The organism is Acinetobacter sp. V89_7, from assembly GCF_029967895.1.
Lineage (GTDB): Bacteria > Pseudomonadota > Gammaproteobacteria > Pseudomonadales > Moraxellaceae > Acinetobacter > Acinetobacter soli.
The window spans coordinates 1-17,905 of the sequence record NZ_JASCAJ010000004.1; the positions used below are offsets into that span (position 1 = coordinate 1).

Annotated in this window: 15 protein-coding genes and 1 pseudogene; 6 read left to right on the forward strand and 10 right to left on the reverse strand. The window is 43.0% G+C overall.

Annotated elements, in window-relative coordinates:
- A pseudogene (locus tag QLG00_RS00635) lies at positions 1-77 on the reverse strand (3-oxoadipate CoA-transferase); the annotation flags it as partial.
- Between the two features lie 290 nt (positions 78-367).
- Between QLG00_RS00635 and pcaU the strand changes: the two are divergent.
- Positions 368-1,192 (forward strand): IclR family transcriptional regulator PcaU, encoded by an 825-nt coding sequence (gene pcaU / locus QLG00_RS00640; protein WP_004947557.1) that lies wholly within the window; start codon positions 368-370, stop codon positions 1,190-1,192.
- 152 nt (positions 1,193-1,344) lie between these two features.
- Here pcaU and QLG00_RS00645 read toward each other — a convergent pair whose 3' ends face one another.
- The gene (locus QLG00_RS00645) at positions 1,345-3,147 is read right to left on the reverse strand and encodes an acyl-CoA dehydrogenase C-terminal domain-containing protein (protein ID WP_151764626.1); all 1,803 of its coding nucleotides are present in this window, start codon (positions 3,145-3,147) and stop codon (positions 1,345-1,347) included.
- 341 nt (positions 3,148-3,488) lie between these two features.
- Here QLG00_RS00645 and QLG00_RS00650 point away from each other — a divergent pair, with 341 nt between their 5' ends.
- Positions 3,489-3,911, forward strand: a complete 423-nt coding sequence (locus tag QLG00_RS00650; RefSeq protein WP_151764625.1) for a PaaI family thioesterase — start codon at positions 3,489-3,491, stop codon at positions 3,909-3,911.
- Positions 3,912-3,934: 23 nt separating this feature from the next.
- Here the strand turns inward: QLG00_RS00650 and QLG00_RS00655 are convergent, their stop codons facing one another.
- The 7 genes from QLG00_RS00655 to QLG00_RS00685 form a co-directional block, all read right to left on the reverse strand.
- Positions 3,935-5,146 (reverse strand): MFS transporter, encoded by a 1,212-nt coding sequence (locus QLG00_RS00655; protein WP_151764624.1) that lies wholly within the window; start codon positions 5,144-5,146, stop codon positions 3,935-3,937.
- A gap of 20 nt (positions 5,147-5,166) precedes the next feature.
- On the reverse strand, positions 5,167-6,474 hold the full coding sequence (dcaP, locus tag QLG00_RS00660; RefSeq protein WP_151815770.1) for an outer membrane trimeric porin-like protein DcaP: 1,308 nt from the start codon (positions 6,472-6,474) through the stop codon (positions 5,167-5,169).
- 67 nt (positions 6,475-6,541) lie between these two features.
- Complete coding sequence (locus tag QLG00_RS00665; RefSeq protein WP_025095552.1) at positions 6,542-7,198, reverse strand: 3-oxoacid CoA-transferase subunit B; 657 nt, start codon at positions 7,196-7,198, stop codon at positions 6,542-6,544.
- Positions 7,198-7,866: a 3-oxoacid CoA-transferase subunit A gene (locus QLG00_RS00670; RefSeq protein WP_004937825.1), complete on the reverse strand. Its 669-nt coding sequence runs from the start codon at positions 7,864-7,866 to the stop codon at positions 7,198-7,200. The genes QLG00_RS00665 and QLG00_RS00670 overlap by 1 nt, the downstream gene beginning before the upstream one ends.
- 41 nt (positions 7,867-7,907) lie before the next feature.
- Positions 7,908-9,179: an MFS transporter gene (locus QLG00_RS00675; protein ID WP_282470349.1), complete on the reverse strand. Its 1,272-nt coding sequence runs from the start codon at positions 9,177-9,179 to the stop codon at positions 7,908-7,910.
- 89 nt (positions 9,180-9,268) lie between these two features.
- Positions 9,269-10,546, reverse strand: a complete 1,278-nt coding sequence (locus QLG00_RS00680; RefSeq protein ID WP_004937829.1) for an MFS transporter — start codon at positions 10,544-10,546, stop codon at positions 9,269-9,271.
- A gap of 56 nt (positions 10,547-10,602) precedes the next feature.
- Positions 10,603-11,757: an acyl-CoA dehydrogenase family protein gene (locus tag QLG00_RS00685; RefSeq protein WP_282470350.1), complete on the reverse strand. Its 1,155-nt coding sequence runs from the start codon at positions 11,755-11,757 to the stop codon at positions 10,603-10,605.
- 266 nt (positions 11,758-12,023) lie between these two features.
- Between QLG00_RS00685 and QLG00_RS00690 the strand changes: the two genes are divergently transcribed.
- The 4 genes from QLG00_RS00690 (at position 12,024) to QLG00_RS00705 (ending at position 16,579) form a co-directional block, all read left to right on the forward strand.
- Complete coding sequence (locus tag QLG00_RS00690) at positions 12,024-12,812, forward strand: enoyl-CoA hydratase (RefSeq protein ID WP_208477449.1); 789 nt, start codon at positions 12,024-12,026, stop codon at positions 12,810-12,812.
- 55 nt (positions 12,813-12,867) lie between these two features.
- Positions 12,868-14,388 carry a 3-hydroxyacyl-CoA dehydrogenase gene (locus QLG00_RS00695; protein ID WP_282470351.1) on the forward strand — a complete coding sequence of 507 codons (1,521 nt, stop codon included), beginning with the start codon at positions 12,868-12,870 and terminating at the stop codon, positions 14,386-14,388.
- 15 nt (positions 14,389-14,403) lie between these two features.
- The gene (locus tag QLG00_RS00700; protein ID WP_282470352.1) at positions 14,404-15,612 is read left to right on the forward strand and encodes a 3-oxoadipyl-CoA thiolase; all 1,209 of its coding nucleotides are present in this window, start codon (positions 14,404-14,406) and stop codon (positions 15,610-15,612) included.
- Positions 15,613-15,733: 121 nt separating this feature from the next.
- Positions 15,734-16,579: an IclR family transcriptional regulator gene (locus tag QLG00_RS00705; protein ID WP_282470353.1), complete on the forward strand. Its 846-nt coding sequence runs from the start codon at positions 15,734-15,736 to the stop codon at positions 16,577-16,579.
- A 46-nt stretch (positions 16,580-16,625) separates the two neighbouring features.
- On the opposite strand, the gene QLG00_RS00710 is transcribed toward QLG00_RS00705, so the two are convergent.
- A complete protein-coding gene (locus tag QLG00_RS00710) occupies positions 16,626-17,849 on the reverse strand; it encodes a CaiB/BaiF CoA-transferase family protein (protein ID WP_282470354.1) in 1,224 nt (407 codons plus the stop codon).
- Positions 17,850-17,905: the final 56 nt, after the last annotated feature.

Here is a 17,905-nt window from a genome sequence, read left to right on the forward strand (position 1 = left end):
CCACCAATCAGGATGGTGGCACCGTCGTGGATCTGGGAGAGCGCTTCCGTTAGGGTCGCTGCACTTTTATCTATCATTAGATAACTCCAATGTGCATCTAGCAAATTTGAAAGGAAGGAAAACAGACATGAAGAAGGAGATGAATGAGAGATACAAATCACTATTCCTTAGTCATTTAGTAGGATTCCCTTGTTTGATCATTTTTTATAATTTTATGGTTGAGCGCTAGAGCAACTCACAAGGTTTTGTTCGATTTATAAAAATTATGTTCGATGTTCGAACAAAACATCATTTAATTGACCCGTTTTCAGAGTATAGTAAGCATGCAATATGAACTGTATTGTAACGAACATATTTTGAGTGCGTCATGGATAGAAATTCAGTCAGAGAAGAAAATATTCTTCAAAATCCTGCCAATAAAAAAACGATTCGTCATGAAGACTTTGTTGCAGGTATTAGTAAAGGTCTGGCAATACTTGATAGCTTTGGCACAGATCGTCATCGCCTTAATATTACCATGGCAGCCGAACGCACCGGCATGACGCGCGCAGCAGCACGTCGGCATCTACTCACGCTGGAGTATCTTGGTTATCTAGATTCAGATGGTCATTACTTTTATTTAACACCAAAAATTTTAAAATTTTCAGGCTCTTATTTGGGCGGTGCCCAGCTTCCAAAAATTTCGCAACCCCTGCTCAACTTACTGACCACACAAACTTCCTTGATCTACTCCGTGATGGTATTAGATGGATATGAAGCCATTACCATTGCACGTAGCGCAGCGCATCAACAGACAGATCGTGTAAATCCTTACGGATTACATTTGGGCAATCGACTTCCCGCACATGCCACCTCAGCTGGAAAAATTCTGTTGGCCTATCTAGATGATCTCGCACAACAAGAATGGCTAAATCAGTACCCTTTACAGCGTTTAACCAAGTATACCCATACCGATAATGTGATTTTTCTAGATCTGTTATCTGAAATTAAAGAACAGGGTTGGTGTTATTCAAGTGAAGAACATGAACTCGGTGTACATGCACTGGCTGTTCCTATTTATGGGCAGCAATCACGTGTAGTGGCCGCCCTCAATATTGTGTCACCCACGATGCGAACCACAAAAGAATATCTGATTCAGCATATCTTGCCACTATTGCAAGAAACAGCACGTGAGTTACGCAATATTTTATAATTCATTTTCCATACATCTTGTTCGATGATCGTATCTGATCATTTTATAAAGAAATACTCAGCCTCATCATGGGCTGAGTATAATAACAGTGAAAATGTCGCGCTTAAAATGTATATCAATAGAATCTGATGCCTTCAAGCATCATCTGTTTTTTAAAAAGCAAAGTCCTCTTCACTCAATGCCATTACAGAGGAAGCGCCTGATTTAATTGAAGCGGCATGGCTTTGTGTTCTGGTCAGCAGCTTATCGAAGAAGAAATTCGCAGTCTTAATTTTAGCCGCATAAAAACGAGTATCCTGTGCTGTGTTTTGTTGTTTCTCATAGGCAACTTGTGCCATTTTTGCCCACAGATAAGCAAATACTACATAACCAGAATAATATAAGTAATCAACACTGGCAGCGCCAATTTCTTCAGGGTTTTGCTTTGCAACCGTTGTAATCTCTTGAGTAAGATTCAACCACTCTCCTTTTAACGCAATGAGCTTTTCAATATATGGACTCAACGCTGGATCTGCATGATGCGCCGCAATAAATGCATCGATCAAATCAAGCATATTGTTCAGAAGTTTACCCTTAGACTTTAATACTTTACGCGCAAGTAAGTCGATCGACTGGATTTCAGTGGTTCCCTCATAAAGCGTAGAAATTCTGGCATCACGTGCAATTTGCTCCATACCATGTTCTACAATAAATCCATGACCACCAAATATTTGAATACCATGTTTGGCCGACTCATTGCCTGTTTCGGTCAAAAATGCCTTGGCAATTGGAGTTAAAAAGGCCAGCAGCTCATCGGAGCGTTGAATTTGGACAGGATCGTTTGATTTTTCGATAATATCTGCATGCTGTGCTAAAAAATAAACAAGTGCACGGCCGCCTTCTGCAAAAGTTTTTTGCGTCATTAGCATATTACGAACAGCGGGATGGACAATAATCGGATCGGCATTTTTTTCGGGATAATGTGCACCCGTAAGTCCACGCATAGCCAAACGATCTTTGGCATAAGCCAAAGCCCCTTGAAAGGCAATTTGTGATGCTGCAAGTCCTTGTACAGCCGTTCCAATACGTGCAGTATTCATAAAGGTAAACATACAATTGAGCCCACGATGTGGCGGACCAATTAAGTGGCCTGTTGCTCGATCAAAATGGAGTGCGCAGGTCGCGTTACCATGAATCCCCATCTTATGCTCGATTGATGTACACAGCACTGCATTTCGATCTGCAATATTTCCCGCCTCATCAAGATTAAATTTTGGCACAATAAAAAGCGAAATGCCTTTGGTTCCAGCAGGTGCATCAGGCAAACGTGCCAGCACAATATGTACAATATTTTCGGTTAAATCGTGCTCTCCGGCAGAAATAAAGATTTTCTCACCAGAAATTGCATAGCTCCCGTCTGCATTGGGTTCTGCTTTTGTACGTATCAAACCTAAATCTGATCCGGCATGTGACTCGGTGAGGCACATGGTGCCTGTCCATTCGCCTGTAATCAGTTTACTCAGAAATTTTTGTTTTTGTTCAGGTGTACCATGATGCTCAAGCGTACGCATTGCACCATGTGAAAGCCCTTGATACATGGCCCAAGACCAATTCGAGCCACACAACATTTCAGAAATTGCGATTCGAAGCAAGGTTGGCATCCCTTGCCCGCCATATTCGGGATCTGCTGTCAAGGATGGAAAACCCAGCTCGGCATATTTTTGATGCGCAGCTTTAAAGCCGTGTGGCGTGGTCACAACACCTTCATGTAATCGACACCCGTGCTGATCACCAGATTGATTGAGCAGTGCAATTTCATTTTCACAAAAATCTGCGGCTGCCTCTAAATACTGATTGATCACCTCTGTGCTGAGCATATCCTTATAACCATGAAATTGCTGATATGTAGTTTCAACCTCTAAAAGCTCATGTAAAACAAATTGCATATCACGAAGTGGCGCTTGATAAACCGGCATCTCTGTAATCCCTTGCAGTGTTGTAAGTGATGGATAGACACATCCAATCTTGTAATTCTATGAATCAAAAATAACCAATTTAATTTCATAATGCAAAATTAATTTCTGCAAAATAACATTAATTCAAGGCTAACTATGCAAACATATAGATTAGAGGAACTTTTATTTTAAAAATAAATGAATAATTACAACATCTTAATAAATTATCAACGTATTAATAAAAATATTAAATAAAAACTGAAAATAAATTTAATTTTTGTTATGCAAAATTATATTTTGAATAATTTGTTTTTATAGTATGTTTAATTCTCTTTTATTCTACCATTTAACAAGGATGTCATATGCAAACGGGTCTTGAGTTTTTAACCGCTTTAAAACAAGGAGAAATAGATGCCTCCCCAATGGCACACACCTTGCCAATGGAATTAATTGAAGCATCTGAAGGAAAAGTGGTGTATAGAGTGATTCCCAACAAGAGCCACTTAAATGTACAAGGTGGCGTACACGGCGGTTTTTGTGCCACTGCTTTAGATACATCCACGGGCGGCGCAGCACATTCGGTACTCGGCCCAAATACGGGCTACGGCACCATTGATTTAAATGTGAAGATGATCCGTCCTATGCAAATAGATACCGCCTATTATGCGCATGGGGAGCTGATTAATGCGGGACGGAATATCATTACCACCGAGGGTAAAATTGTTGATGATCAAGGTAAGATTTATGCCTTTGCCTCAGCAACCTTTATGATTATCCGACGTTAAGTCAGCGCGATGAAACGCTTTGTTTAGTCGCAATCAGCCGAGCGTTTCATGATATAAAAATCATAACGGTCAATCATAAAACTGAGTATCGCCATACCTAAACCTATACTTGCACAGGCGGTCCAGCCCCAATGTTTCCAAGCATAGACCGCCATGAGTGAGCCCAGTGCAGCACCTGCAAAATACAATGTCATGTAAATCGAGTTAATTCTTGATCTTGCCTGAAGTGAGATCCGATAGACCAGATTTTGATTCAATACGTGTAATGCAGATAATCCAAAATAGGCCAAAATTACACCTGAAGCATAAAGAATCAATGATTTTTGGGCGAAAAATAATGGAAACCATGCTGCTATAAGTAAGATCAAACTGAGCAATGCGGTTAAATTTTCTTGTTTTTTAGCAATTTTTTTACCTGCCCAATGTGTCGCAAATACACCAGCCAGCCCTACCACACCAAATACACCAATTTGAAAATCATTAAAATAGTAAGGTGCATTGGCCAGTAAAAAAGTCATGGTGGTAAAGATGAGCGCTAAAATTCCAAAACCGATACCACCTACAATACCACGCCGAATCAAATGTGGCTCATGGGTGGCAAGCGTAAAAAGTGATACATAGATTTGCCAAAGTTTAATCTGCCCGCTTCGATGTGCTTCGGGTAAACGAAACCAAACCACAATTGCAAAAATCAAGATTAATCCACCACTGAGCAAATAGACCGCATGCCACGACCACAATGTAGAGATCAAGCCTGCAACAGATCGAGCCAATAAAATCCCCATAAACAGGCCACTCATGAGCGTACCCACAATGCGGGGGCTTTGCTGTGTAGAGACCAGCCCAGCAGCAAAAGGAACCAGCACTTGTGTCGATACCGAAAAAAATGTCGACATGAATGTTAAAACATACAACGCACTCAGGTTTGGACTAAATGAAATGCCGATTTGTGAAAATCCGGTGCATAACATTAACACAACGATATAGCGTCTTTTTTCAAAAAAGTCGCCCAGCGGCACCAGTAAAAACAGCCCCACCGCATATGAGAGCTGCCCAATCACAATCACTAATGCCGCTTGATCTGGACTGACTCCTAATGCGTGCGCGATAGAATAGATCAACGGCTGATTATAATAGTTTGAGCCTGCACAAATGCCGCATGTCATGGCCAAGATAAATACCAAACCTCGTGACATGTTCAAGGGTTGAGCAGCAGACTGCATGACATTTTGCATTGTATTTAGATCATCCCAAACTAGAATTTGTACATAGAGACAACATTGATTCGTGACACATCGGCGGTACGGCCATCAAACACTTTTCGCTGCCCCTGATGATATTCAATACCGAAATCGAGCTGAGTATTCGGACTATAAAATAAGTTTGCTACGTAATCGACAAGCTGCTTATTGGCATCGGGATTTAGTTTTGCATAGGTGGTACGATCGTCATACTTAAATAACGATGCCGACCAGTTGGTGCGCCAATACGGACTAAACTTATAGGTATATCCTAAATTAAAGGCATGCAACTTATTCATGACCAATGCCGTTTTATCTTGATTTAAAGAAAAGTCTCCAGCAGCATTGAGCGTAGATGCATTGGCCAGCCCACTTTGCGCGGTATAAGGCATAAATTTTTGATCGCCCACGATATATTGATAATTGGCTTGAATCGATTGCATAGGTGTAAAGGCATATTTTAAGCCACCACCAGCGCCCCAACTGATTTTTTTAATATTTTCTGTTGCAACATCGACCGATTTTTCATTGACAAAACCTTGTGCCAAAACCAAGAGTGGGCCCTGTTTATAACTATAACGTGTGGTGAAAGACGGCAACGCCGATACACGTGAACCGGTGTATTCCAGTGCTAATTTCAAGTCCTGCTGAGCATCTATTTTCCAGTCATATCGTACTTGTGGCAGGCGGGTATATGAGGTACCTAAGAACTGCGTATAATCGACAGACTCCGTTCGAGTTTCCATATTCGACATCAAGGACCATGTTTGACCAAAAGTCCAATCTTTATAAGTGAAAAATGCATGTCGGATACGGAATTTACCATCCCCTGTACCCATGGTCGAGCTGTCAAAAAAGTCTGCTTCGACATTACCCAAAATTGTTTTATCGGGATTATTAAAATATACGCCGATTCGACTGGCATTAATACTGGCATCCGAACGTGCGTGATTGGCTCTGGTGCTACTTTCAAAAGGTGTACGATATAGACTACTCGTAGTACGTCCGCCACTGTCTGGTGAAGACTGAAAATCTACAGCGGCATCAAGACGTGCAATTCCATACACCTTCACTTGATCCGTCCAATTGACCCAAGACGGTGGAATTACTTTATCTTTTGGGGCTGTATTTTGAGGTGTACTCACTTGCTGTGCCTGAACACTTTCAACCGATTGATTTTGTTGTTTTTGCTGAGCCAAATCGGCCTTTAAGCGCGCTAACTCCATCTCTAATGTCTGAATTCGTTGTTCTGTAGTACCCGAATTTGCAAAAAGCGCTCCTGAGGCCGTGGTACAAGCCACAGCCAGTAATAGTTTTTTCATCTTTTATCCTTAAAGATTTTATTTTGATTTCAACCTGCGAGATCACATTGCTGTACTGATCACATCATCATGCAGCGGCTCTTGCATCAGTTAATTTACATCCGGTCACAGCCTGCAATGCTTCAAATGTTAGTCCGTCGACCATTTCAATGACATGCGCCTGACCTGCTTTTAACTCAATCACACATAGATCGGTGTAAATTCGATCCACACATTGCTGCCCAGTAATCGGATAATGTAGTGTTTCCACAATTTTGGGTTCACCTTTTTTGGTGATGTGTTCCATATATACAAAAATGCTTTTTGCACCAACTGCCAGATCCATTGCGCCGCCCACCGCAGGTAAGTCATCGACTCGCCCTGTGTGCCAATTGGCCAGATCTCCATTGATTGCCACCTGAAATGCTCCAATCACACAAATATCCAGATGGCCGCCACGCATAATGTCAAACGAATCACCGTGATGCATAAAACATCCACCATCAAGGAGCGTCACCAACTCTTTTCCTGCATTGACCAGATCGGGATCTTCTGCACCTGCCATAGGTGGTGGACCAAATGCCAAGACACCATTTTCCGAGTGCAAGAAAATCTCTTTGTCCTTTGGCAAATATTTCGCCACATGCGTAGGAAGGCCAATTCCTAAATTTACGTAGGCACCATCAGGGATATCCTGTGCAATGAGCGCAGCAATTTCTTCGCGATTTCTTTTTTGAACATGCATTAAATGTCTCCTACTGCAACGACATGTTGAACAAAAATCCCGGGGGTAATGATACATTCAGGATCGAGTGTTCCCAGTTCAACGGTTTGATTCACTTGTACAATGGTCTGTTTTGCAGCTTTGGCCATAATAGGACCAAAGTTTCGGGCAGCTTTTCGGTAAGTCAGATTTCCCCATCGATCCGCTTTATCTGCATAAATCAGGGCATAGTCCGCTTCTAATGGATATTCAAGTACATAGTTTTTACCATTGATATGACGTGTCTCTTTTCCTTCGGCAATTTTGGTTCCATAGCCGGTTGGGGTAAAAATTGCACCCAAACCAGCGCCAGCAGCTTGAATTCGACAGGCCAAATTACCTTGAGGCACCAGTTCAAGTTCAATTTTCCCTGCACGATATAAATCTGCAAATACTGTCGAGCTGATGGATTTAGGATACGAACTGATTAACTTTTTCACTCGACCGGCCAAAAATAGCTTGGTGAGCCCTCCCGGCCCAGAAGATGCATTATTGTTAATAATGGTCAGATCTTTGGTGCCAATATCAATGAGCGCTTCAATCAAGGCTTCGGGCTGCCCTGTCGTACCAAAGCCGCTGGTCATAATGGTTGCACCATCTGGAATCGATTTTAAGACCGACTCTATGTTTGTCGTGATTTTATTCACCATAATCATCTATTCCTTGAATGGTTTCGATAAACAAACCGGATTCAATCCGCACGTTGCGGATCGTATAAACGATCCTTAATCAGTAATGTCGGGATGAGGCCACACATAAAATAAGCCACGCCCATGAGTAACAATCCGGCACCGATGGAGTTGTGCATGGCAAGATATCCAATCGCGATCGGTGCAAAAATAGCCCCAATACGTCCGATGTTGAAGGCACCACCCACTGCTGTACCACGAATCGAGGTTGGAAAACTTTCAGTTAAATAGGTCGCATTGATGGCATACGGAATCCCGTAGAGAAAACCAAAGATCAGCATCAGCCAGCCAATGTTTTGAGCGGTATGAAAGTAGACGACAACCGGTATAAACAGGGCTGTTCCAAAGGTGCCAAAAGCAAACACAATGCGTCGACCAATACGATCCGCTACAAAACCGGCCACCACTTTTGCAAACATCATGGTAATGAAAGTACCAATCATGTATACCGCCATCTCTTTAAACTTGATGCCGAGTTCGGCCTCAAGATAAGCAGGCAGCCAGTTACTGACTCCAAAGTAACCAAACAGTAAAAATCCAGAACTAAACGACCAGAGCAGCAGCATTCTGCCGTGCTGTTTATCTTTAAAAAGAGCGATATACGGGTTTTTCGATTGAGCATGATTTGTGGGTGCAGCATGCAACTTTAACTCACGTGCACGTTGCCAAGAGGCAGGTTCTGGTACCAGCATCCACATCAAAATAGCCAGTACAATGGGAATAATGGTGATGAAATACAGCATTCGCCAGCCAAACTCTGGAATAATCCAACCCGATAACCCGGTAATAACTAACGAGCCCAAGGTATATCCCGTCATGAGTGTGGCCAGAACTGTGGTGCGATATTTGGTTGGCACCAATTCCGACATTAGGGTATTACAGGCGATATACAGGCACCCCAGCCCCATGCAGGTAATCGTTCTTAAAATTGCGATTTGGGTATAAGACTGCGCAAAACCCGTACATGCAGATAAAATTGCAAATGCGGCAGTGGCAATCACAATAATCCGGACGCGACCAAAACGATCACTGGCCCAACCACCCGCCAATCCGCCAATGGCCATGCCTAAAATTGACCAGCTTCCCAGCGCTCCTGCTTGAACACTGGTCAAGCCAAACTCCGCCTTTAAGCTGGTCAATGTAAATGCCAAAATTCCGATGTCGGCACCGTCGCACAATAAAACAAAAAAACAAAAAATAAATGCAGTCATCCAGATGCGTTTAGGCGTTTGAACCACGTCATTTTGTATCGAATCTAAAACTTCCATTTTCATTGATACACCTTTTTTAATTGATCCATTGTTCTCATTATTGTTGCTAAAATCATTTGAAATCTTTTCTACGCATTTAAAATTACGTAGAGTTAATCTGCTTTTTGTGGATTAAACAAACGATCTTTAATAAATAACAAAGGAATGACACCACAAATAAAGTACGCCGCAGCCATCACGAGTAGCCCTAGACCAATAGAGCCTTGCTGTGATAAATAGCCAATGGTAAGTGGAGAAAAAATAGAGAGCACTTTCCCTACGTTATAGGCACCCCCGACGGCAGAGCCACGCATTGAGGTTGGAAAGCTTTCGGTCATGTATGTGGCATTAATTGCATACGGAATGCCATATAAAAACCCAAACATCAACATGAGCCATAAGATATTCATAGGCGTGTTTAAATAAACAATCACCGGAATAAACAGTGCGGTACCAATCGTACCAAAGGCAAAAACAGCGCGTCTGCCCAAACGGTCGGCAATCATACCGGCAATAATTTTGGCAAAGATCATGATCATAAAGGTACCGACCATATACATGGCCATCTCTTTAAATTTAATACCAAGATCAGATTCTAAATAGGCAGGTAACCAGTTACTCACACCATAATAACCAAACTGTAAGGCACCTGTACTCACCACCCAAAGTAAAAACATGACGCCATGACGGCGCTCTTTAAAGATTTCCCGATATGGATTTGTAGATTTTACAGCTGGTTGCTGGGCATGCACACGAGCACGACGTTCGAATGAGATTTTCCATGATGCTGGCTCAGGCACCATAAAATGCATGAAAAATGATAAAACAATAGGTGTAATCGATAACCAGTACAAATAGCGCCAGCCATGATCGGGAATAATATGTCCCGCGAGTAAGGTTGCAAGCAATGAGCCTAAAGTGTAGCCGGTCATGAGTGTTGCCAAAACGGTGGTGCGGTGTTTGGTAGGCACCATTTCAGACATCAGCACATTACACGCGATATATAGCGCACCAAGCCCCATTGCTCCAAGCACACGTATACATGCAAATTGCATATAAGATTGTGTAAATCCGAGCGCACAGGTGAGAATCGACGAGTAAGCAACAAAAAAAACAATAATTCTGACTCGTCCAAAACGGTCACATGCCCAACCACCAAACAAACCGCCTATGGCCGATCCGAGTAAAGTCAAACTGCCTAAAGTGCCGGCCTGCACTCCCGTGAGGTGAAACTCTGCCTTTAAGCTAGTTAAGCTTAATGCCAGAAATCCAAGGTCTGCGCCATCGCACAATAGCGCTAAAAAAGCAAAAACAAACGCGGTAATCCAAATCTTTTTGGGTGTTTCAATCACTGCAACAGGACGATCTTGTGTAATTGTATCCGTTGTCATGTCTATTTCCTCAGACAATTAAATGATGAGGCATCCTCTGCCTCATATACTTTTGTTTAGTGTGTAATATCCTTAATCATGTTTTTGGCAATAATGAGCTGTTGAACCTGAGTTGTGCCTTCGTATAAACGGAACAAACGAACATCTCGATAAAAACGTTCGATTGAATATTCGCTGATATATCCAGCGCCGCCGTGTATCTGTACGCAGCGATCTGCCACACGGCCACACATTTCAGTAGCAAACATCTTGGCACATGAGGCTTCTGTACTGATATTCTGACCATCATCACGACGTCGGGCCGCATCAAGCACCATGCATTTTGCTGCATAAATCTCAGCCTTTGAATCGGCAAGCATGGCTTGAATCAATTGAAAATTGGCAATTGGTTGACCAAATTGTTTGCGTTCTACCGCATAGCGCAGTGCATCATCGAGCATGCGCTCGGCAATTCCGACACTATACGCACCAATATGTAAGCGCCCTTTATCGAGTACCTTCATTGCGGTTTTAAAGCCAACGCCCTCTACGCCTCCAATGAGTGCTGAAGCCGGAACACGACAATTTTCAAAAATAACATCACAGGTATGTGAGCCTTTCTGGCCCATTTTCTTGTCGATTTTTCCTAACGATATTCCTGGTGTATTGGCCTCAACCAAAAATGCTGAAATTCCTCCTGCCCCCTTGATCTCTAGATTGGTTCGCGCCATCACGGTAAAGGTTGCAGCATGTGGTGCATTGGTGATGTAGCGTTTGGTTCCATTGATCACATAAAAGTCACCGTCTTTCACTGCTGTCGTTTTTAAGGATGCTGCATCAGATCCTGCTTCTGGTTCAGTGAGGCAAAACGAACCAATAATCTCACCGCTGGCATATTTGGGCAGGTATTTCTGCTTTTGTTCATCTGTACCATCAATAATTAAGCCACTCGAGCCAATGCCATTATTTGTTCCAATCAGTGAACGAAACGCTGGCGATGTATGTCCCAATTCAAATGCAACATTGACCTCTTCTTCCATGGTAATACCAAGGCCGCCATATTCTTCTGGAATGGTTAATCCGAATAGGCCCATTTCACGCATTTGCTGCACGATATCCTGTGGAATACGGTCATTTTCATCTACTTCGTGCTCTCTGGGAATCAATTCATTGCGGACAAAGTCTCGAATGGTTGAAAGTAACTGCTGCAACATTCCATCATCGCGGATCATGTGTGTTCTCCCTGTCCACCAAATTCACATATCTAAAATAATTTGAACTAATTTCATACTACGAGAACTAAAACCAAATTTACAATACTTTTTAAAAATAAATTTCGTTAAACGAAATTTTTTATCGTAATTTTGAATTTTTGATGCTTTATTTTGTTTATCTTTTAAAAATGATACGCAATTAAGGAAAAAGTGCTTGAAAAAAAATCACAAATACGCATGATATGAGGAACAGTGTTTTGATGTGCGAAATCAAGGATAATAAAATGACAAATCTTCAACAGGAATGTTTCGTAGAAGTCGATTATTCAGTTAAAAACATAGCCGTTGTGAAAATTAATCGACCAGAAGCAAAAAATGCGCTCAATACGCAAATCCGTAAAGATTTGGCTCGAGCATTTAACGATTTAAGCTTTAATGATGATATTCATGCGATTGTACTCACTGGTGGAGACTCAGTATTTGCTGCGGGTGCAGATTTAAAAGAAATGGCAAATGCCACCTCTACAGAGATGTTGCTCAGACACACCGAACGTTACTGGAATGCCATTGCGCAGTGTCCAAAACCAATTATTGCAGCAGTGAACGGCTTTGCCTTGGGTGGTGGTTGTGAGCTTGCCATGCATAGTGACATTATCATCGCAGGAAAAAGTGCTAATTTTGGCCAGCCAGAAATTAAAGTGGGACTTATGCCGGGTGCAGGAGGAACGCAGCGCCTGTTTCGTGCGGTCGGTAAATTTCACGCCATGCGCATGATCATGACTGGTGTATTGGTACCTGCCGATGAAGCCTATCGTATTGGGCTGGTATCTCAAGTGACCGAAGATGCAGACACGATTACAACTGCAATCAAAATGGCAGAAAACCTTGCCGCAATGCCGCCTATCGCGCTACAGCAGATTAAAGAAGTAGCGCTACACAGTGAAGATGTACCTCTCAATGCAGGGCTGACACTAGAACGGAAGTCTTTTCAACTGCTTTTTTCAACACAAGATAAATCTGAAGGTATTCAGTCCTTTATGGAAAAACGCAAACCCGTTTATCAGGGCAAATAATTTTTAAACTTGTGCAACGTTTAAGAGAATAATCAAATACCCGAGGAACGACGGTATGACACAGCAAATACAACATATAGGGATTATTGGGGTCGGCATTATGGGCAGTGGAATTGCCCAAATTGCAGCTCAATCAGGACATACCACCTATTTGTATGACACTAAAGATGGCGCAGCCTTACAAGCCAAAAATAAACTGGCTGAAACCCTCAATAAACTGGTCGAAAAAAATAAAATCACGTCTGAACAGGCTCAAAAGGCCATCGACTGCCTGATCGTGACCGAAAGCCTACCTGATCTGAAAGTATGTGATCTGATTATTGAGGCAATTATTGAGCGGCTAGACATCAAACAGGCCTTAATGCAGCAGCTTGAAGAGATTGTGCCAGACAGCACGATTTTAGCTTCTAATACCTCATCCCTGTCTGTGACTGCGATTTCGGCGCAGTGTCGTGTTCCAGAGCGTGTAATTGGTTATCATTTTTTTAACCCTGTTCCACTTATGAAAGTGGTCGAAGTCATACAAGGTTTAAAAACCGATGCAAAACATGTAGAGACCATGACTCAACTGTCTCATGCATTTGGACATCGGGCAGTTGTGGCAAAAGACACACCGGGCTTTATCGTAAACCATGCCGGCCGTGGCTATGGCACTGAAGCACTGAAAATACTCAATGAATCGGTTACAACGTTCAGCGAAATTGACCGGATATTAAGAGAGGGTGTTGGCTTTAAAATGGGGCCATTTGAGCTACTCGATCTGACCGGATTAGATGTATCACATCCTGTCATGGAGTCTATTTATCAGCAATATTATCAAGAGCCACGCTATCGTCCAAACCCGCTTACCCAACAACTTTTAGCGGGTAAACAACTTGGACGTAAGACCGGTCAGGGCTTTTATCGTTATGAAGCTGGTAAAAAAACCAATGAAGCCGCCCCCTCACATGTCGCTCGGCTTGAGCAATATCCAGCGGTCTGGATTGCAGCAGATTATACGGCCGACCAAGATGCCCTGATGGATTATTTAAAACAACAGCAGATCACATTGGATAACGGCGCAACACCGCAGCCAGACAGCTTATGTTTATTGGCCTGCTACGGCGAAGATACAACACATACCGCAAAGCGATTAGGACTCGATGCCAAACAATGCGTTGCGATTGATCTACTGTATGGGCTTGAGCGCCATCGAACATTGATGCCTTCACTGATAACGCGACCAGAACTTTGCCAAGCTGCACATTCTATTTTCAACCTTGACGGCGTTGGTGCAAGCACGATTGCAGAAAGTATTGGCTTTGTTGCGCAGCGCGTACTGGCCATGGTGATTAACTTGGGCTGTGACATGGCTCAGCAAAGTATTGCAACCGTAGATGACATCAATGCAGCAGTACGTTTGGGCTTAGGCTATCCACACGGCCCAATTGAGTGGGGTGAAGTACTGGGCGCCGATAAGATTTTACTGATTCTAACGCGCATCTCAGCACTTACCCTAGACCCACGTTATCGACCTAGTCCATGGCTGCAACGTAGAGTGACATTACAATTACCCCTTACCTATAGCGCATCATAATTCAGGATTTCAGACATGTTAAATGCATATATTTACGACGGATTACGTACACCATTTGGTCGCCATGCAGGTGAATTGGCCTCGATTCGACCAGACGATTTGGCCGCATTGGTCATTCAACGACTCATTGAAAAAACCGGCGTACCGGGTGCAGACATTGAAGATGTTATTTTAGGGGATACCAATCAAGCGGGTGAAGACAGTCGCAATATTGCGCGGCATGCTGCATTACTCGCAGGCTTACCCGTAACGGTACCGGGTCAGACGATCAATCGTCTCTGTGCGAGCGGCCTTGGGGCAGTCATCGATTCGGCACGTGCAATTACCTGTGGTGAAGGCGATTTATACATTGCGGGTGGAGTAGAAAGCATGTCTAGAGCGCCATTTGTGATGGGCAAGGCAGAAAGTGCGTTTAGCCGCGAAGCAAAAATTTATGACACCACCATTGGTACCCGCTTCCCAAATAAAAAAATTACCGCGCAGTTTGGTGGGCACTCCATGCCTGAAACAGGCGACAATGTCGCGGTGGAATATGGTATAGACCGTGCACAGGCCGATCAGTTTGCAGCAGATTCACAGGCAAAATACCAGCAAGCCAAACAAGATGGTTTTTTTACTGACGAAATCACGCCTGTTGAAGTGCCTCAGGGTAAAAAACTGCCACCTAAACTCATCTGCGAAGATGAACACCCTCGCCCAAGCTCAACCCTCGATGCCTTGAGTAAACTTAAGCCTCTTTTTGAAGGTGGTGTAGTGACAGCAGGTAATGCATCAGGGATTAATGATGGAGCAGCAGCACTGCTGATCGGTTCTGAACAGGCAGGTCAAAAATATGGATTAAAGCCTATGACTAAAATACTTTCTGCGGCAGCAGCAGGTATTGAACCTCGAATTATGGGTGCTGGCCCAATTGAAGCCATCAAAAAAGCAGTACAGCGTGCAGGACTTACGCTAGATGATTTAGATATTATCGAAATTAATGAAGCCTTTGCCTCACAAGTACTCTCATGTTTAAAGGGATTAGGCCTTTCGTTCGATGACCCGCGTGTAAACCCAAACGGCGGAGCAATTGCGATCGGTCATCCACTGGGCGCTTCCGGTGCACGTTTAGCTCTTACGGTTGCTAGAGAACTTCAGCGTCGTAATAAACGGTATGCGGTGGTGAGCTTGTGTATTGGTGTAGGACAAGGCTTAGCGATGGTCATTGAAAATGTTTCTGGATAATTGATCTGCCCTACATGTATTCATCAGATCCATTCATCGTATCTTGCGATGAATGGATGATACTTACAATACAAAATGAAATGCTCTATTATCGGTCTTTAGCCTTCTGTTTGAGCATGGAATGTCGCAAAGTACTGAACTTAAAAAAAATGATAAACCACTCAATTTTGATGAAATTCGTTTAGATCCAATTTCCCATATTCATCGAGAAAACAATCCTCAGTTTATTGCGTCTTTGGCACGTGGCCTTGAACTTCTGCGTTGTTTTTCTTTACAGCACCAAGTTCTTGGTAATCTCGAGCTGGCAAAAATGACAGGACTACCTAAACCTACCATTGCCAGAATAACCAATACGCTGGTTTGCTTAGGCTATTTAAAACAAATGCCAGATTCTCCAAAATATATGCTGGATATTGGCGTATTGTCTTTGGGTTATGCCGCGCTATCGAATTTAACTGTGCGTAGTACTGCACATCGCTATATGGAAGAAATGAGCCAATATGCTCAGGCACCCGTTGCATTGGCAGCGCGTGATCGTCTAAATATGCTCTATCTGGATGTTGTTCAAACCAATAGTAAAATTCGTCGCCCGATTGGTTCCACCTTACCACTTTATAGCAGTTCTATGGGACGAGCTTGTCTTGCTGCGACACCAGAATTTGAACGTAAACGCTTACTTAAGGCGATTCAGAAGAAACATCCTGAAGAATGGCCACAAATTGAAATGATGCTCAAAAAAGCATTTGATGAGTACGCCCAGCACGGATATTGTTTGTCTCTGGGCGATTGGCAACAAGGCATTAACTCAGTTGCAGTACCCCTCGTCAGTTTAAAGCACGGCATTTATGTATTTAACTGCGGCTCGCCTTCTTATTTGCTCAGCGCAGAAAAATTAGTCGACGAGATCGGACCACGTTTGAAATATATGGTGCATAGTATTCAAGATGCGCTGACTGAGAGCCTGTGATCTTAACTAAATCATGATACGCGCTGCCTCACACCTCACTGCGTTATTAACCTTGCTGTACAACACGCTGATCTTTGAGCTGCGCAAGTTCTTGCGGCGAAACAAAACGCTGTAAGATAAGATCAGTGTCTTCACCCAAAAACGGCGGTGCTTTGGTGTATTGCACCGGAGTTTTTGAGAGTTTGATTGGCGAGCCAATCGATACATAGTCTTTCTTAAGCGGATGTTCAATTTGAACAACCATTTCACGAAAACGCACCTGCTCTTCTTCAAGCGTTTGTTGAAGATTATTGATCATGCCAACAGGTACTTGCACAGCATGAATCCGTTCTACCCAGACCTGTGCAGGCTTGCTCATAAAGTGTTGCTGCAAGATCTCTACAAGTTCATCACGATGCGTCACTCTTCCCTTGTTTTGTTTGAATCTTGAATCTACAGCCAGCTCTGGACGCTCAATACTTTCACATAAGGCCTTAAACTGTTGGTCATTGCCACATGCAATAATAAATTCGCCTTGAGAGGCTTTAAATACCTGGTACGGTACAATATTTGCGTGCGCATTACCCAAACGGCCCGGTATTTTTTCTGAAGTTAAATAATTCATGGCCAATACAGAAAGTGAAGCCACTTGTGTATCGAGCAAAGCCATATCAATATGCTGCCCCTCACCGGTACTCACACGAGACAACAAAGCAGCCTGAATTGCAATCGCAGCGTATAACCCTGTGGTTAAATCTGCAAAAGCTAAACCTGCTTTTTGAGGGCCGCCACCTGGTAAATCATCGCGCTCCCCCGTCACACTCATCATCCCGCCCAAACCTTGAATAATAAAGTCGTAACCTGGCTCCTGAGCACGTGGGCCTTTTTGACCAAATCCAGTGATTGAGCAGTACACCAGTTTAGGGTTAATTTCTTTTAAACTTTCATAATCCAGCCCGTATTTTTTTAAAGAACCCGCTTTGTAATTTTCGAGTAGAACGTCACTTTCAAGTACCATTTTTTTAATGAGAGCCTGACCTTCAACGCTTGCCATATCAATGGCCACCGAATATTTACCGCGATTTGCAGATAAATAATAGGCTGACTCATTTGAATCTTCACCCTGATCGGTTTTTAAAAACGGTGGGCCCCAGATACGCGTATCATCGCCTTGAAATGGCTTTTCAATTTTGATGACCTCTGCACCTAAGTCTGCAAGAATCTGGCTACACCAAGGCCCAGCAAGTATACGGCTTAAATCCAACACCCTAAATCCTGTTAAGGCTCCCATAGCATCCCTCATTCTGTAATATATGCATCTGACACATGATTCATGTTTATATCAAA

Coding starts and splice junctions, on each gene's coding strand:
- QLG00_RS00675 (WP_282470349.1), bottom strand. CDS start 9,179: ATGAAAATGGAAGTTTTAGATTCGATACAAAATGACGTGGTTCAAACG.
- QLG00_RS00700 (WP_282470352.1), top strand. CDS start 14,404: ATGTTAAATGCATATATTTACGACGGATTACGTACACCATTTGGTCGC.
- QLG00_RS00710 (WP_282470354.1), bottom strand. CDS start 17,849: ATGGGAGCCTTAACAGGATTTAGGGTGTTGGATTTAAGCCGTATACTT.
- dcaP (WP_151815770.1), bottom strand. CDS start 6,474: ATGAAAAAACTATTACTGGCTGTGGCTTGTACCACGGCCTCAGGAGCG.
- QLG00_RS00695 (WP_282470351.1), top strand. CDS start 12,868: ATGACACAGCAAATACAACATATAGGGATTATTGGGGTCGGCATTATG.
- pcaU (WP_004947557.1), top strand. CDS start 368: ATGGATAGAAATTCAGTCAGAGAAGAAAATATTCTTCAAAATCCTGCC.
- QLG00_RS00685 (WP_282470350.1), bottom strand. CDS start 11,757: ATGATCCGCGATGATGGAATGTTGCAGCAGTTACTTTCAACCATTCGA.
- QLG00_RS00650 (WP_151764625.1), top strand. CDS start 3,489: ATGCAAACGGGTCTTGAGTTTTTAACCGCTTTAAAACAAGGAGAAATA.
- QLG00_RS00680 (WP_004937829.1), bottom strand. CDS start 10,546: ATGACAACGGATACAATTACACAAGATCGTCCTGTTGCAGTGATTGAA.
- QLG00_RS00665 (WP_025095552.1), bottom strand. CDS start 7,198: ATGCATGTTCAAAAAAGAAATCGCGAAGAAATTGCTGCGCTCATTGCA.
- QLG00_RS00670 (WP_004937825.1), bottom strand. CDS start 7,866: ATGGTGAATAAAATCACGACAAACATAGAGTCGGTCTTAAAATCGATT.
- QLG00_RS00690 (WP_208477449.1), top strand. CDS start 12,024: ATGACAAATCTTCAACAGGAATGTTTCGTAGAAGTCGATTATTCAGTT.
- QLG00_RS00655 (WP_151764624.1), bottom strand. CDS start 5,146: ATGCAAAATGTCATGCAGTCTGCTGCTCAACCCTTGAACATGTCACGA.
- QLG00_RS00645 (WP_151764626.1), bottom strand. CDS start 3,147: ATGCCGGTTTATCAAGCGCCACTTCGTGATATGCAATTTGTTTTACAT.
- QLG00_RS00705 (WP_282470353.1), top strand. CDS start 15,734: ATGTCGCAAAGTACTGAACTTAAAAAAAATGATAAACCACTCAATTTT.